General features: G+C 57.1%; 13 protein-coding genes. 8 read left to right on the forward strand and 5 right to left on the reverse strand.

Features of this window, described 5'->3' with window-relative positions; all coding sequences use genetic code 11:
* Position 1: 1 nt before the first annotated feature.
* The 8 genes from folK (at position 2) to RGV06_RS10935 (ending at position 10689) form a co-directional block, all read left to right on the forward strand.
* Entirely contained in the window at positions 2 to 484 is a 483-nt protein-coding gene (gene folK / locus RGV06_RS10900; protein ID WP_019825946.1) for a 2-amino-4-hydroxy-6-hydroxymethyldihydropteridine diphosphokinase, read from the forward strand.
* Between the two features lie 221 nt (positions 485 to 705).
* Positions 706 to 1506 (forward strand): 3-methyl-2-oxobutanoate hydroxymethyltransferase, encoded by an 801-nt coding sequence (gene panB, locus RGV06_RS10905; protein WP_322149989.1) that lies wholly within the window; start codon positions 706 to 708, stop codon positions 1504 to 1506.
* Positions 1503 to 2363 (forward strand): pantoate--beta-alanine ligase, encoded by an 861-nt coding sequence (gene panC / locus RGV06_RS10910; protein ID WP_322149990.1) that lies wholly within the window; start codon positions 1503 to 1505, stop codon positions 2361 to 2363. The genes panB and panC overlap by 4 nt, the downstream gene beginning before the upstream one ends.
* Positions 2364 to 2626: 263 nt before the next feature.
* Complete coding sequence (gene pgi, locus RGV06_RS10915; protein ID WP_019825940.1) at positions 2627 to 4291, forward strand: glucose-6-phosphate isomerase; 1665 nt, start codon at positions 2627 to 2629, stop codon at positions 4289 to 4291.
* A gap of 52 nt (positions 4292 to 4343) precedes the next feature.
* On the forward strand, positions 4344 to 5213 hold the full coding sequence (locus tag RGV06_RS10920; protein ID WP_019825938.1) for an oxygenase MpaB family protein: 870 nt from the start codon (positions 4344 to 4346) through the stop codon (positions 5211 to 5213).
* Positions 5214 to 5331: 118 nt separating this feature from the next.
* On the forward strand, positions 5332 to 6513 hold the full coding sequence (locus RGV06_RS10925; RefSeq protein WP_322149991.1) for an acetyl-CoA C-acetyltransferase: 1182 nt from the start codon (positions 5332 to 5334) through the stop codon (positions 6511 to 6513).
* Positions 6514 to 6675: 162 nt separating this feature from the next.
* Positions 6676 to 7689 carry a class I SAM-dependent rRNA methyltransferase gene (locus tag RGV06_RS10930; protein WP_322149992.1) on the forward strand — a complete coding sequence of 338 codons (1014 nt, stop codon included), beginning with the start codon at positions 6676 to 6678 and terminating at the stop codon, positions 7687 to 7689.
* Positions 7690 to 7776: 87 nt separating this feature from the next.
* Positions 7777 to 10689: a DUF748 domain-containing protein gene (locus tag RGV06_RS10935; RefSeq protein WP_322149993.1), complete on the forward strand. Its 2913-nt coding sequence runs from the start codon at positions 7777 to 7779 to the stop codon at positions 10687 to 10689.
* Between the two features lie 230 nt (positions 10690 to 10919).
* Here RGV06_RS10935 and RGV06_RS10940 read toward each other — a convergent pair whose 3' ends face one another.
* The 5 genes from RGV06_RS10940 to rbfA form a co-directional block, all read right to left on the reverse strand.
* Positions 10920 to 11273 carry a BON domain-containing protein gene (locus tag RGV06_RS10940; RefSeq protein WP_019825930.1) on the reverse strand — a complete coding sequence of 118 codons (354 nt, stop codon included), beginning with the start codon at positions 11271 to 11273 and terminating at the stop codon, positions 10920 to 10922.
* A gap of 288 nt (positions 11274 to 11561) precedes the next feature.
* On the reverse strand, positions 11562 to 13667 hold the full coding sequence (gene pnp / locus RGV06_RS10945; protein ID WP_019825928.1) for a polyribonucleotide nucleotidyltransferase: 2106 nt from the start codon (positions 13665 to 13667) through the stop codon (positions 11562 to 11564).
* Between the two features lie 224 nt (positions 13668 to 13891).
* Positions 13892 to 14161, reverse strand: coding sequence for a 30S ribosomal protein S15 (gene rpsO / locus RGV06_RS10950; protein WP_019825926.1), 270 nt, complete (start codon positions 14159 to 14161; stop codon positions 13892 to 13894).
* Positions 14162 to 14323: 162 nt separating this feature from the next.
* The gene (gene truB / locus RGV06_RS10955) at positions 14324 to 15241 is read right to left on the reverse strand and encodes a tRNA pseudouridine(55) synthase TruB (RefSeq protein WP_019825924.1); all 918 of its coding nucleotides are present in this window, start codon (positions 15239 to 15241) and stop codon (positions 14324 to 14326) included.
* A 3-nt stretch (positions 15242 to 15244) separates the two neighbouring features.
* Positions 15245 to 15646, reverse strand: coding sequence for a 30S ribosome-binding factor RbfA (gene rbfA / locus RGV06_RS10960; protein WP_019825923.1), 402 nt, complete (start codon positions 15644 to 15646; stop codon positions 15245 to 15247).
* Positions 15647 to 15786 lie beyond the last annotated feature (140 nt).

Raw genomic sequence — 15786 nt, forward strand, 5'->3', positions numbered from 1 at the left:
GATGGAGCGTGTCTACATTGGAATGGGCAGCAACCTGGCTGACCCTGAAGATCAATTGCGCAGTGCCGTCCAGGCACTGGCGCAATTACCTGACTCCCGATTCGTTGGGGTTTCAGGGTTTTACCAAAGCGATTCATTGCTGCCCGGTCAGCCGCGTTACACCAACGCCGTGGCCGCCATTGACAGTACGCTGCCACCCCTGGATCTGCTCGATGCGCTGCAAGCCATTGAGCTTGATCAAGGTCGCGAACGCCACGAACGCTGGGGCCCTCGCACGCTGGATCTCGACATTTTGCTGTTTGGCGATCGCCTGATCGACGAACCTCGCCTCCAAGTCCCGCACTACCACATGCACGCCCGGCCTTTTGTGCTCTACCCACTGGCCGAACTGGCGCCAGCATCGCTAAAACTGGCCGATGGCCGAAGCCTGTCGCAATTGCTGGCCGACTGCCCATTCATCGGGCTTGAACGCATCACCGCTTAAGCTGAATCGAATCAATACCCGGGTAACACCTTTGCGGTAACACCCGGAATTGACTTCCAGTGTCCTCGTCACGACTATAGGCATCCCGCTGCCATCCACAGGATGGCGCAATGTGAAAACAGGCTTTATAAGCGCCCTCTATAAAGGCGTGCCTGTTCATAACGATGAATCACACGCGTTACTCGCAGTGGTTATCACACTGCCTGACGAGGATCCTTTTCATGCCAGCTATTACCCTGACCACCCTGCAAAGCCTTAAGCAGAAGGGTGAAAAAATCACCATGCTGACGTGCTATGACGCCACCTTCGCCCACGCCTGCAATCAGGCCGGTGTTGAAGTGCTATTGGTAGGCGACTCCCTGGGCATGGTTCTACAAGGGCATGACAGCACATTGCCTGTGACGACCTCCGAAATGGCTTACCACGTGGCCTGCGTCAAACGCGGCAACCAGGATGCGCTGATTCTCGCGGACATGGCCTTCATGGCGAATGCGACCCTGGAACAAAGCCTGAACAACAGTGCGCTGCTGATGAAAGCCGGCGCACACATGGTCAAAGTCGAAGGCGCCGTGTGGCTCGCCGAATCGATCCGCGCCATGACCGAGCGCGGTATCCCTGTATGCGCGCACATGGGCCTGACCCCGCAGACAGTGAACGTGCTGGGCGGTTACAAAGTTCAGGGACGCAACGAAAACCAGGCGCGCCAGATGCGTGCTGATGCCATTGCGCTGGAGCAAGCAGGCGCAGCCATGCTGCTGCTTGAATGCGTACCGAGCGAACTGGCCGCTGAAATCACCCACGCGGTAAAAATCCCGGTGATCGGCATTGGTGCAGGCAGTGACACAGACGGCCAGGTCCTGGTTCTGCACGACATGCTCGGCCTTTCTCTGACCGGCCGCGTGCCCAAGTTCGTGAAAAACTTCATGACCGGCCAGCCTGACATCCAGTCCGCCCTGAGTGCCTACGTAACAGAAGTCAAAGCCGTCAGTTTTCCTGCTACCGAACACGGGTTCTCTGCATGAACACAGTTAAAACCGTTCGCGAGTTGCGCGCCGTTATCGCCCGCGCACGTCGTGAAGGCAAACAAATAGCCCTGGTTCCGACCATGGGCAATCTGCACAGCGGTCATGGCGCTCTCGTCACCACCGCCGCGCAACAGGCTGACTTTGTGGTGGCGAGCATTTTTGTGAACCCGCTGCAATTTGGTGCCAACGAAGATCTCGCCACCTATCCGCGCACACTGGCTGCCGATCAGGAAAGACTCCTGCAGGCGGGCTGCCACTTGCTGTTCGCCCCGACCGTCGAGGAGATGTACCCCAACGGCATGGAGGGCCTGACACGTGTTACCGCCGCCAAGCTGAGCAATGAGCTGTGCGGCAGCCGCCGTCCGGGGCATTTCGATGGCGTGACCACTGTTGTCAGTAAACTGTTCAACATGGTTCAGCCTGATCTGGTGATCTTTGGGCAAAAAGACTACCAACAGTTGGCTGTCATTCGCGCAATGGTCAACGACCTCAACTTTCCGGTCCAGATCATCAGCGAACCGACCGTACGCGCCGAAGACGGTCTGGCCCTGTCTTCGCGCAATGGCTACTTGAGCGAAGAACAGCGAGCCCTGGCACCAGCGCTGTACCGCCATCTGAGCGAGATGGCCCACGCCATTGAAGCCGGTGAGCGCGATTACCCGGCGCTGATCAGTCAGCACCTGGCGCAGATCGAAGCGATTGGTTTTCGTCCCGACTACCTGGAAGTGCGTCACGCGCAGACCTTGCTCCCGGCGCAATCCACTGATCGCGATCTGGTGATTCTGGTCGCAGCTTTTATGGGCGCCACCCGTTTAATCGACAACGTGCACTTAAACCTCGACAGCGCACTCTGACAGAGCTGCCTGTGCGGAACCGCGGAATGACCCGCACCCAACAAGAAACACTGAAACGTTTCATCTAATGTGACGTAACTGTGACAAAAGTTACTTCGCGATGTCAGACAAAGCCAAGACAGAAGTAGGCGCGAAGGTTACTGTAATCGCCCTGCTTCTAGCTGACGTGCAGAATCAGACCCCCGAACACCTGAATACTAAAAAACAGATGTCGGTGTTTTCAGTGTCCAAAAGCAGTTCAAGCAAAAAGGATATCCGCAGCGATGGCGTACTACCGCACTCCTCATGACGTTACCGCTCTGCCCGCTTGGCAAGCGTTGAAACTCCACCGTGCCGGCATGCAAAATTTCAGCATGCGCGATGCGTTTAACAGCAACCCAAAACGCTTTGAAGAATTTACGCTGAGCAGTTGCGGGCTGTTTCTGGACTACTCGAAAAACCTGATCAACAACGAAACCCGCGACCTGCTGGTTAATCTCGCCAATGAGGTTGATCTCAAAGGCGCGATCAAGTCGCTGTTTGGTGGCGAGATCGTCAACGCCTCTGAAGGTCGTCCGGCCTTGCACACCGCGCTGCGTCGCCCGGTTGCCGACAAACTGTCGGTGAACGGCGTGAACATCATGCCCGAGGTGCATAAAGTCCTGAACCAGATGACCGAGCTGGTCGGCAGGATTCACGACGGCCTGTGGCGCGGCTACACCGAAAAGCCAATCACCGACATCGTCAACATCGGCATTGGTGGTTCTTTCCTGGGTCCCGAGCTGGTCTCTGAAGCCCTGTTGTCCTACGCCCAAAAAGGCGTGCGTTGCCACTACCTCGCGAACATTGACGGCAGTGAGTTCCATGAACTGACCGCCAAGCTGCGTGCCGAAACCACGCTGTTTATCGTTTCGTCGAAATCCTTCAACACCCTCGAAACCTTGAAAAATGCCCAGGCAGCTCGGGCATGGTACTTGGCTCAGGGTGGCTCCGAAGCTGAGCTGCATCGCCACTTCATCGCCGTATCGAGCAACAACGCGGCGGCTGTTGCCTTCGGCATTCGCGAAGAGAATATCTTCCCGATGTGGGATTGGGTTGGCGGGCGCTACTCGCTGTGGTCAGCCATTGGTTTGCCAATCGCGCTGGCAATCGGCATGTCCAACTTCAAGGAGCTGCTGTCCGGTGCCTACAGCATGGACCAGCACTTCCAAACTGCGCCGTTCGAACAGAACATGCCTGTTCTGATGGCTGCACTGGGTGTTTGGTATGGCAACTTCTGGGGCTCGCAAAGCCACGCGATCCTGCCGTATGACCACTACCTGCGTAACATCACCAAGCACTTGCAACAGCTGGACATGGAGTCCAACGGCAAGAGCGTGCGTCAGGACGGCACTCCCGTGTCCACCGACACTGGCCCGGTCATCTGGGGCGGCGTGGGCTGCAACGGTCAGCACGCGTATCACCAGTTGCTGCATCAAGGTACTCAACTGATCCCGGCCGACTTTATCGTGCCGATTGTCAGCTTTAACCCGGTGGCTGATCACCATCAGTGGCTGTACGCCAACTGCCTGTCGCAAAGCCAGGCGCTGATGCTGGGTAAAACCCGCGAAGAAGCCGAAACAGAATTGCGCGACAAAGGCATGTCCGAAGAAGAGGTGCAAAAACTTGCACCGCACAAGGTGATTCCGGGCAATCGTCCGAGCAATACCCTGGTGGTTGAACGTATCAGCCCGCGTCGTCTGGGCGCACTGGTTGCGCTGTACGAGCACAAGGTCTTTGTGCAGAGCGTGATCTGGGGCATCAACGCCTTCGACCAATGGGGCGTTGAACTGGGCAAGGAACTGGGCAAGGGCGTCTACAACCGCCTGACCGGTACCCAGGAAGAGCCTGCTGACGATGCGTCGACCCAAGGTCTGATCAACTACTTCCGCGGCCGTCATCGCGGTTGATTGATAGCCAGCCAGTCTTCACAGACTGGCTGGCATCATCGAGAAAGGCATCATGGAACTTATCCGCCGCCCCATCGAACGCCAGATCATGAGCCTGACCGGCCTTTCACTCGGTCAACTCGACCTCGAAAACCCCAAAGGCGATCCCGGCCTGTTCGGCCCGGACTCCATCAGTTGGCAGGTACATGGTGATTTCACCAGCATGCTGATTGGCGGTATCAGCGCCTTGATGCTGCAAGCCTTGCATCCACTGGCCCTGGCCGGGGTGTGGGACCACTCCAATTTTCGTCAGGACATGCTGGGTCGGCTACGCCGCACCGGGCAGTTCATTTCGGGTACCACTTTCGGCGCCACCGGCGATGCCAATTGGTTGATCGACAAGGTACGTACCATCCACCTGCAAGTCACCGGCACCGGCCTTGATGGTCGACCCTATGCCGCCAGCGACCCCGAGTTGCTGACGTGGGTGCATGTCGCCGAAGTCAGCAACTTCCTCGCCGCCCATCTGCGCTATCGCAACCCCCGTTTATCCGGTGCCGATCAGGATCGTTACTACGACGAAATCGCCATGATCGCTGAACGCCTGGGCGCTACAAACGTACCTCGCTCACGCCAGCACATCGCCGATTACCTCCAAGACGTACGCCCGCAACTGCGCTGTGATGAGCGTAGTCACGAGGTGATCCGCCTGCTGCTTAACGCGCCCTCCCCCAGCCTGTTGGCCAAACCCTTTGGCGCGCTGATGATGAAGGCAGGGATTGATTTGCTGCCCGACTGGGCCAGCGATCAATTGGGGCTGCATCAGCACCCTCTGGTTCGCAAACTGGTGCGCGCTGAAGTGAACAGCACCGCGCCGGTCCTGCGCTGGGCCGTGCGCAATGGCTCGGTGCAACGTGCACGGCGGCGCATGGGGCTTGGCTGACATTCTCTGCGGTGGTCGTGCGCGAGCGAGCTGCCCGCGATGAAGTCGATACCGATTTATGACACCATGCCAGCCTGATTCTGAGCTCTGCACTCCAAGAATAAAGAGGACTCAAGCAATGCAAGACGTCGTTATCGTTGCCGCTACCCGCACTGCAGTGGGCAGCTTTCAAGGCTCGCTGGCCCATGTACCCGCCGTTGAACTGGGCGCTGCGGTCATTCGTCAGCTACTGGCGCAGACCGGGCTGGATGGCACTCAGGTCGATGAAGTGATCATGGGCCAGGTGCTAACCGCCGGCGCCGGACAAAACCCTGCTCGCCAGGCTGCAATAAAGGCCGGCCTGCCCTTCACTGTTCCTGCCCTGACCCTGAACAAGGTCTGCGGCTCGGGCCTCAAGGCCTTGCACCTGGCAGCCCAGGCGATTCGTTGCGGCGATGCTGAAGTGATCATCGCTGGCGGCCAGGAAAACATGAGCCTGTCCAACTACATCATGCCCGGCGCCCGCACCGGCCTGCGCATGGGGCACGCCCAGATCGTCGACACCATGATCAGCGATGGCCTGTGGGATGCGTTCAACGATTACCACATGGGCATCACCGCCGAGAACCTTGTGGATAAGTACGGCATCAGCCGTGAAGCGCAAGACGCCTTTGCCGCCGCCTCACAGCAAAAAGCCACGGCAGCCATTGAAGCCGGGCGCTTTGTCGATGAGATCACCCCCATCCTGATCCCGCAGCGCAAAGGCGATCCGATAGCCTTCGCCACCGACGAACAGCCTCGCGCAGGCACCACTGCCGAGTCGCTGGCCAAGCTGCGTCCAGCCTTCAAGAAGGACGGCTCCGTGACCGCGGGCAATGCATCCTCACTCAATGACGGCGCAGCCGCAGTGATGCTGATGAGCGCCACCAAAGCCAAGGCCCTTGGCTTACCCGTGCTGGCTAAAATCGCCGCCTACGCCAACGCGGGCGTTGACCCGGCCATCATGGGCATCGGCCCTGTCAGCGCCACTCAGCGCTGCCTGAGCAAGGCAGGTTGGAGCTTTGAGCAACTGGACCTGATCGAAGCCAACGAAGCGTTTGCCGCGCAAGCGCTGGCAGTGGGTAAAGAGTTGGACTGGGACGCGAGCAAGGTCAACGTCAACGGTGGCGCTATTGCCATTGGCCATCCGATTGGAGCATCGGGTTGCCGTATCCTCGTCACCCTGCTCCACGAAATGATCAAGCGCGACGGGAAAAAAGGCCTGGCAACCCTGTGCATTGGCGGTGGCCAGGGCGTGGCGCTGGCGATCGAGCGGGAGTAACCACACACCCTGTAGGAGCGGGCTTGCTCGCGATGCAGACTAGTCGGTCTGTCGGTCAAGCCGCGCGGATACGATCGCGAGCAAGCCCGCTCCCACACTGAAGTTTCGTACACCCTATTCTGCTAAACTGCCGCGCCTTATCTGTCCCCCAAGGCGCATCGCATGTCTTCCTTGAATCAGGCGCTGCGCGCCGCCCTCGATAACCGTCAAGAGCTGTTGGCCGAGCTGCATGCTCAAAGCACTGACTGCTATCGCCTGTTCCACGGCAGCCAGGAAGGCGCTGGCGGTCTGACCATCGACCGTTACGGCCCGCAACTGCTGGTGCAAAGCTTTCATCAACGCCTTGAGCGCGATGATTTGCTGCAACTGCACGACGCAATCAATCGTCACTTGGGTCTCGACCTGTTGCTGGTTTACAACGACCGTTCCCAGGGCAATTCGCGCATTGATCGTGAAGACACCGTATACCGCGCCGAAGATGCCGCACTTGAAGATACCGTCGGCCACGAATGGGGCCTGAAGTACCGCGTGCGCGGGCGCCATGCAGGGCAAGACCCCCTGTTGTTTCTCGACCTGCGCAACGCTCGCGGCTGGGTCAAGCAACACAGTGCCGGCAAAAGCGTACTCAACCTGTTCTCCTACACCTGCGGCGTGGGCCTGAGTGCGGCGGCAGGTGGCGCCAGTGAAGTCTGCAACCTCGATTTCGCCGAAGGCAACCTGGCGGTGGGCCGGGAAAACGGTCTGCTGAACCCTCAACTGCCCAAAATGAAGTTCGTGCAGTCCGACTATTTTGCAGCCATCCGCCAACTGGCCGGCCTGCCGATTATTCAACGCCGTCACAAGCTGCCCGCCTACCCGCGACTGGATCAGCGCGAATATGACCTGGTGCTGCTTGACCCGCCAGCATGGGCCAAAAGTGCATTCGGCACAGTCGATCTGCTGCGCGATTACCAAAGCCTGCTCAAGCCTGCTGTATTGACCACCGCACCAGACGGCGTGCTGATCTGTTGCAACAACCTGGCGAAAGTCAGCATGGACGACTGGCGCGAACAGGTTTTGCGCTGCGCAGAGAAGGCGGGCCGTCCGGTTCGCGATTGGCAGGTCTTGACCCCGGCCAGTGACTTCCCGTCCATGGATCAACAGCCACCGTTGAAAACGTTGATCCTTCAGTTTTAAAGCATCCTCTGAATACAGCGTTCGTCTCGGAACCAGAAACGCGTGCCATACTCAAAGGCACTCCGACTGCTATAGACGACGCCCTACATGCTCAAAGGATTGATCCGCGCCCTCGGCGCCGTGCTGATTGCTATCGCGCTGTACAGCGTGCTTGGTTTCCTGATCTTGCCGGGCATTGGCCTGCGCATCATCAACCAACAGCTCGCCACCTACGCCACGGTACCCGCCAAACTCGACCGGCTGGAGTTCAACCCTTTCAGCCTGGAGCTGACACTGTGGGGGTTCAGAGCCGGCGAGCCCGGCAAGGAACAGGTCGGTTTTGAGCGCCTGTACGCCAATCTTCAGCTCGACAGCCTGTGGACAAAAGCGCTGCACCTGGCGGATGTGCAACTGGACAAGCCCAAGACCGAGCTGCTGTTCAGCAAGGATGGCTCGCTCAATCTGACCCAACTGTTCAAGTTACCGGCCAGCGAACCCACTGCGAGTGAACCCGACAGCAAACCATTTCCTGTGCGCCTGGACAGCATCAAACTGGCCGGCGGCTACCTGCATTTCACCGATATGCGCCCCAGCGAACCCATTGAGTTTTTGTACGATTCAATGGACCTGGAGCTGAAAAATCTCAGCACGCTGCCCGATGACAACGCCGACATGAACCTGGTGGCTGTTGGTCCTGCGGGCGGGCGTATTGACTGGAGCGGCACACTGAGCCTGGTGCCCATCACCTCTACTGGCAAACTGAAAGTCACTGATGGCCAGATGAAAGCCTGGTGGCCCTATGTACGCGATGCTCTGCCACTGGCACTGGAAGATGGCGTGCTGAGTTTCAGCACGGATTACACCCTGAACCTGTCCAAGGAAACCGAGATGGTGCTGAGCAATGCCTCAGCCAGCATCGCTCCGTTCAAAATCAATGCTCCAGACGGTCGCCCTCTGGTACGGCTGGAACGTCTGGATGTCAGCGATACAAGCGTGGATCTGGCCAAGCAGCAAGTCGTGGTCGGCAAGATCAACAGTCACAACCTCGAAACCTGGGCTACCCGCGAGAAAGATGGCCAGCTTGACTGGCAAAAACTGTTTGCCGGCCAAGACGAAAAAGCGCCGCCCAAAAAAGACGAAGTCGTAACGGTTGAAGCGCCAAAAGCTGCGCCCGTAGCACCGAGCAAGCCGTGGGAAGTGCTGCTCAAGGATGTTGAGCTGCGCAACTACCGTGTACACCTCGCCGATAATGAGCCCAAAACCCCGGTAGCGCTGGATATCGGTCCGCTGAACGTTAACCTTAAAAACTTCGACAGCCTGAACCGCTCACCCTTCGCGCTTACTCTCGATACCGGCGTGGGCAAGCAAGGCAAGCTCAACGCCAGCGGCGACGTCAACCTGAGCCCTGTAAGTGCCAGGCTAAAGGTCACGACCAAAGACATCGACCTGCGTATCGCACAGGCCTACATCGACCCGTTTATTCGCCTTGAACTGCGCAGCGGCATGCTCGGTAGCGACCTCGCGGTCAACCTCAAAAGCACTGAGCCACTGGCCTTTACCGTAGAGGGCCGCGCTCAGGTCGATCAACTGCACACGCTGGATACGCTCAAGGACCGCGACTTTCTCAAGTGGCAAAAACTGGTGCTGGACGACGTTAAGTATCAGCACGGCGACAGCCTGTCGATCTCCAGGGTCAATCTCGAAAAACCCTACGTGCGCTTCATGATCAACGACGATCGCACCACCAATATTGATGACCTGCTGATCCCGCAACCCGCAGGCAGCACCGCCAAAAGCACGCCTAGCAAGGACAAGCCGCTGGGCATTCGCATAGGCGCGATTGCAATCAATGACGGCTCGGCCAACTTCGCCGACTTTAGCCTGACTCCGAACTTTCAGACGGCGGTTCAACAGCTCAATGGACAAATCGGCACCATCGATAGCCGCAATGCCAAGCCAGCCCCGGTGAATATCGCGGGCAAGGTCGATCGTTATGCCCCCGTGACCATCAAGGGCAGCGTCAACCCGTTTGACCCGATGGCAAGCCTGGATATCGCGACCAGCTTCAAGCGTGTTGAGCTGACGACATTGACTCCCTACTCCGGTAAGTTTGCTGGCTACCGCATCCGCAAGGGCCGCTTGAACCTCGATCTGCATTACTTGATCACCAATGGCCAGCTCAAGGCCGAAAACAAGGTGGTGATTGAGCAATTGCAACTCGGTGAGAAAGTCGACAGCCCGGACGCCGTGAGCTTGCCGCTGAAACTGGCGATTGCTTTGCTCAAGGACAGCGATGGCAAGATTTCCATCGAGCTGCCGGTAACGGGCGACCTGAACAATCCGCAGTTCAGTGTGATGCCAATTGTCTGGCAGACCCTGCGCAACCTGGTGGTACGCGCCGCTCAAGCCCCCTTCAAGTTCATTGGCGGGCTGGTGAGTGGCGGTGGTGCCGAGGACCTTGGCACCGTGTCGTTCGCCCCAGGATCAAGCGAGCTGAGCCCTGAGGCGCAAAAAGCGCTGACCACTCTGGCCCAAGCGTTGAAAGAACGTCCCGCATTGCGGCTGGAGATAGAAGGAACAGCCGCGCAGAGCAGTGACGGCCCTCTTATAGCCAAAGAGCGTCTTGAACGCGAGTTCCAGTACAACTACTACAAGATTCTTCAGCGCCGTGGTGACAAGGTTCCTGCCAAGGCAGCCTTGCTCAATGTGCCAGATGATGAAAAGGGACCGTTGCTTGAGGGCATTTACCGTACGCGCCTGAAACAACAGCCGCCTGCCGAGTGGGCTGACCTGAGCCGTGATGAACGGGCCGCCAAAATGACCGCTGCACTGATCGACTTCTGGAGCAAGAGCGAAGTGCTGTTGCGTCAGCTCGGCCAGGACCGCGCAAGCAGCATCAAAGACTTCCTGGTGGATAAAGGTCAGTTGGCTGATGAACGCGTGTACTTTGTCGATGCCACGCTGGGCGAAGCCGAAAGTGATGGTCGGGTGGTCTCGCCGCTGCATCTGGATAGCGAGTAACGCCGAACGTCGCTGATTTGTAGCAGCTGCCTCGTTCCTACGGCAGCTGCTACAAGAAAGATTTGCGTATCCGTAGCCCAAATAGAACAGCCCCCGACGCAAGCGCCGAGGGCTGTAATGGCCACATCCATATGGCCGTCGCATGAACCTTGTTACAAAGCCTGCAGGCGAGTTGCTCAAATCACCTGCCGCGGCTTTGTTTCCCCCGGCTCTACGAAATAAGGGGATGTTTATTCGGCTTTCAGACCATCAGCCGAGACAGCTTTAACGCCTTTGATCTTTTTGGCGATAGCAACTGCGATGTCTTTTTGAGCTTCAGTCACCGGGACCATGGAAGAAAGGGAAACAACACCTTTGTTCGTTTCAACTTTGATATCAGTGCCTGGGATGCCTTTTTCAGTAACCAGGTCCGCTTTCACTTTGGTGGTGATCCAAGTGTCAGAAGTGGCTTCCTTGGCTTTGGTTACTTCGCCAGCAGCGACGACCATCGGTGCCTGGGTAGTCGCTTGAGCAGCAAATGCAGCGTTGGCCATGGTCAGGGTCAGAGCGGTGGCAGTTGCAGCAGCGATAGCGAACTTCTTCATACGAGTAACTCCTGTCTTCTTTAAAATCTGCGCCGTCTTATGGCAGCAGGGTTATCAGTACTATTGCAGGGCCTGTGCCAACTTTTGCACATGAAAAAATCCTTATAAATCAACAACTTGAAAATTATCGATCATAAGCCGATCGTGCAGAATGCATGACGCACTTCAAATTTGCATGCAAGTTGCGGCTTTCCACTCATGGCCTATCGCCCATTGATCCTCTCTTTTCGTCGCCCATAAAAAAAGGATCCCGAAGGATCCTTTTTTAAACGCGGGTATCGGGGGCTATTAAGCTTCCGATGCCTTGGCAGCAGCTACGTCCTTGATGGACAGCTTGATACGGCCGCGGTTGTCCACGTCCAGTACCAGTACTTCCACTTCCTGACCTTCTTTAAGAATGTCAGTCACTTTCTCAACGCGAGCGTCGCTCAGCATGGAGATGTGAACCAGGCCGTCTTTGCCTGGCAGGATGTTTACGAATGCGCCGAAGTCGACGATGCGCTCAACCTTGCCCACGTAGATCTTGCCGATCTCTGCTTCTGCGGTGATGCCCAGAACGCGCTGACGCGCAGCTTCTGCTGCTTCTTTGGTTTCGCCGAAGATCTTGATCGAACCGTCGTCTTCGATATCGATCGAAGCTTTGGTTTCTTCACAGATTGCACGGATAGTCGCGCCGCCTTTACCGATGACATCACGGATTTTGTCGGTGTCGATTTTCATTGCAATCATGGTCGGAGCGTTGGCAGACAGCTCGTTACGCGATACGGCAATGATCTGGTTCATCTGGCCCAAGATGTTCAGGCGAGCGTCCAGGGCCTGGCCCAGTGCGATCTCCATGATTTCTTCGGTGATGCCCTTGATCTTGATGTCCATCTGCAGCGCGGTAACACCTTTAGCGGTACCGGCTACTTTGAAGTCCATGTCGCCCAAGTGATCTTCGTCACCCAGGATATCGGTCAGAACAGCGAATTTCTCGCCTTCTTTAACCAGACCCATGGCGATACCGGCAACTGGTGCCTTCATCGGAACACCAGCATCCATCAATGCCAGGGAAGCACCACATACCGATGCCATCGAGCTGGAACCGTTGGATTCGGTGATTTCCGATACCACACGGATGGTGTACGGGAACACGTCAGCAGCAGGCAGCATGGCCTGAACCGAACGACGCGCCAGACGGCCGTGACCGATTTCGCGACGACCAGCGCCACCCATGCGACCACACTCACCTACCGAGAACGGAGGGAAGTTGTAGTGCAGCATGAACGGGTCTTTTTTCTCGCCTTCCAGGGTGTCCAGCAGTTGTGCGTCACGGGCAGTACCCAGCGTTGCAACAACCAGAGCCTGAGTTTCGCCACGGGTGAACAGTGCGGAACCGTGGGTCTTGGGCAGAACACCTACTTCGATGTTCAGAGGACGAACAGTCTTGGTGTCGCGGCCATCGATACGCGGCTTGCCGTTAACGATGTTTTCACGAACGGTGCGGTATTCGATTTCGCCGAAAGCAGCTTTGACTTCGCTGGCAGAAGGCTGGCCTTCTTCACCGGACAGCTTGGCTACAACCTGATCCTTCAACTCGCCCAGACGTGTGTAGCGGTCTGCTTTGACGGTGATGGTGTAAGCCTGGGAGATTGCTTCGCCGAACTCGGCACGGATAGCGCCCAGCAGTTCGGTGGCTTCAGGGGCAGCAGCCCAGTCCCACGTTGGTTTTGCAGCTTCGGCGGCCAGCTCTTTAACAGCCTGGATAACCACCTGGAATTCGTCGTGGGCAAACAGTACGGCGCCCAGCATCTGATCTTCGGTCAGCTCTTTGGCTTCCGATTCAACCATCAATACGGCTTCCGACGTACCGGCAACAACCATGTCCAGGCTCGAAGCGGCCAGTTGCTCGTAAGTCGGGTTCAGCAGGTAGCCGGTGCTTTCGTGGTAAGCAACGCGAGCAGCGCCGATCGGACCATCAAAAGGAATGCCGGAGATAGCCAGGGCTGCCGAAGTACCGATCATCGCAGCGACGTCCGGATCGGTTTTCTTGCTGGTGGACAGAACGGTGCAGACAACCTGCACTTCGTTCATGAAACCTTCTGGGAACAGCGGACGGATCGGACGGTCGATCAGACGCGACGTCAGGGTCTCTTTCTCGGAAGGGCGACCTTCACGCTTGAAGAAACCGCCTGGGATTTTACCCGCGGCGTAGGTTTTTTCCTGGTAGTGAACAGACAGAGGGAAGAAACCCTTGCCTGGATCAGCTTGCTTGGAGCCGACAACAGTCACCAACACGCTGACGTCGTCGTCAACGGTGACCAATACTGCGCCGGAGGCTTGACGGGCGATACGGCCAGTCTCGAGAGTAACGGTCGACTGACCGAACTGAAATTTTTTGATAACCGGGTTCACGGTGTCCTACCTTCTTTGTGGCTCTTGGGGAACGGGTTTCTTGCGAAAGTCATGTGCAACATCGGGTAGTGACCCGACTCAAGATGCTTACGAAAACAGCCCTTGCGGCAAGCTTTCGTAAGAATCCGTCTAGTCCAGATAAAACTTGAGGCTGGAAGCCTGCCGTTCGCCTGCGGGAAACCCGCAAACGCACGACAGACAACCAGCCTCTAGCAACATCGCTATTAGCGACGCAGACCCAGGCGAGCGATCAGCGTTTTGTAACGCTCAACGTTTTTGCCTTTGAGGTAGTCCAGCAGCTTACGACGCTGGTTAACCATACGGATCAGACCACGACGGGAGTGGTGATCCTTGATGTTTGCCTTGAAGTGACCTTGCAGCGTGTTGATGTTAAAGGTCAGCAGTGCAACCTGCACTTCTGGAGAACCTGTATCACCTGGAGCTTGCTGGTAGTCAGCTACGATTTCTGCTTTGTGTTCAACTGTAAGTGCCATTTGGCTTTCCTTTCAATTAGGGCCTGTTTGCGAACAAGACAGATCCAATAGGCCGAGGACAAATCCTCGTATTTAAAAGTGAGATGTGACCGTGCCTAATAACAGCCACCCTCATTCCAGTCTGCGCCAAGAGTATTACATCCCGAAGCAGCCTGGTTTCGGTCATTCCGACCGAATCAGTCGACGCGGCGCAATGCGCCCGTCTTCGCTCACTTCACCGATACCGATAAAGCGACCGTTGTGATCTTGTACCCGCACCATACCGAACTTCGGGGCATCAGGAGCACGAACCGGTTGGCCATTAAGCCAATAGAACGCACTGTGTTCCGAGAAGTGCAGTAATGGCCAGTCCAGCAAGCCGCTGTCCGATGGCATCAGGAAGCGATCAACCGCTTCGTTGCCGCCTTCGGCATGCACAGCCTCCAACTCTTCCAGCGTCACCGTTTGGGCCAGGCTGAAAGGTCCGGCGTGTGTACGACGCAGCTGCGCAACGTATGCACCGCAACCCAGTTGCTCACCGATATCTTCCACGAGGGTACGGATATAGGTGCCTTTGGTGCAGTCGACGGCCAAGCGCGCAGTGTCGCCTTCGCTGGCCAGCAATTCGAGGCGGGTAATAGTAACAGAACGTGGTTCACGCTCCACCACTTCGCCTGCACGGGCCAACTTGTAAAGCGGCTGTCCGTCTCGCTTGAGTGCAGAGTACATCGGCGGTATCTGACTGATTTTCCCACGAAAACTTGGTAAAACAGCTTCGATATCGGCGCGACCAACGGTCACTGGACGTGTCAGCAAAACATCGCCTTCAGCGTCTGCAGTGGTGGTGGTCTTGCCCAATTGCATAAGGGTTTCATAACCCTTGTCGGAATCGAGCAGGTATTGCGAAAACTTGGTGGCTTCGCCAAAGCACAGCGGCAAAACACCGCTGGCTAATGGATCGAGGCTACCGGTGTGCCCTGCCTTCTCGGCATTGAGCAGCCAGCGAACTTTCTGCAGGGCCGCGTTGGAAGTGAATCCAAGTGGCTTGTCGAGCAGGATGATGCCGCTGACGTTACGACGGATACGCTTAACCTGAGCCACCGGTTACTCCTTGGTGTCTTCGGGAGCAGTGGCTTCAGGGTGCTGATTGTCTTCAGCCACTGCACGCTCGATCAAAGCGGACAGGTGAGCGCCACGCACGACACTTTCATCGTAGTGGAAGTGCAGCTGTGGAACGCTGCGCAGTTTCATTTCACGCGCCAGTTGCATGCGCAGGAAACCCGCTGCCGAGTTCAGCACCTTGATGCTTTGAGCGATCTCTTCAGCGCTGTCCTCACCCATCACGGTGATGAAGATCTTGGCGTGACCGACGTCACGGCTGACTTCAACAGCTGTAATGGTGACCAGACCCACACGCGGGTCTTTGACTTCACGACGGATCAGCTGTGCCAGCTCGCGCTGCATCTGATCGCCAATACGTTGGGTACGGCTATATTCTTTTGCCATGTCTTGTTACCTGTTACTCACCCATGGGAAACCCATGCGGTCTGAAAGCGGCAAACGCCCGGCACGACAGAAGCCGGACCGGGCGTTGCGTTTAGAGTCCAGGCCGAGCACTGCGCATGTGCATGCGCGGGCTCGTCCTC

Origin of the sequence: Pseudomonas sp. CCI3.1 (genome assembly GCF_034313985.1) — a bacterium.
GTDB classification, from domain to species: Bacteria; Pseudomonadota; Gammaproteobacteria; order Pseudomonadales; family Pseudomonadaceae; genus Aquipseudomonas; species Aquipseudomonas psychrophila.

Excerpts from the sequence above, each read along its gene's own strand:
- rpsO (WP_019825926.1), bottom strand. The coding sequence starts at position 14,161 with ATGGCACTTACAGTTGAACACAAAGCAGAAATCGTAGCTGACTACCAG.
- RGV06_RS10935 (WP_322149993.1), top strand. The coding sequence starts at position 7,777 with ATGCTCAAAGGATTGATCCGCGCCCTCGGCGCCGTGCTGATTGCTATC.
- rbfA (WP_019825923.1), bottom strand. The coding sequence starts at position 15,646 with ATGGCAAAAGAATATAGCCGTACCCAACGTATTGGCGATCAGATGCAG.
- RGV06_RS10920 (WP_019825938.1), top strand. The coding sequence starts at position 4,344 with ATGGAACTTATCCGCCGCCCCATCGAACGCCAGATCATGAGCCTGACC.
- RGV06_RS10940 (WP_019825930.1), bottom strand. The coding sequence starts at position 11,273 with ATGAAGAAGTTCGCTATCGCTGCTGCAACTGCCACCGCTCTGACCCTG.
- pgi (WP_019825940.1), top strand. The coding sequence starts at position 2,627 with ATGGCGTACTACCGCACTCCTCATGACGTTACCGCTCTGCCCGCTTGG.
- panC (WP_322149990.1), top strand. The coding sequence starts at position 1,503 with ATGAACACAGTTAAAACCGTTCGCGAGTTGCGCGCCGTTATCGCCCGC.
- RGV06_RS10925 (WP_322149991.1), top strand. The coding sequence starts at position 5,332 with ATGCAAGACGTCGTTATCGTTGCCGCTACCCGCACTGCAGTGGGCAGC.
- folK (WP_019825946.1), top strand. The coding sequence starts at position 2 with ATGGAGCGTGTCTACATTGGAATGGGCAGCAACCTGGCTGACCCTGAA.
- RGV06_RS10930 (WP_322149992.1), top strand. The coding sequence starts at position 6,676 with ATGTCTTCCTTGAATCAGGCGCTGCGCGCCGCCCTCGATAACCGTCAA.
- panB (WP_322149989.1), top strand. The coding sequence starts at position 706 with ATGCCAGCTATTACCCTGACCACCCTGCAAAGCCTTAAGCAGAAGGGT.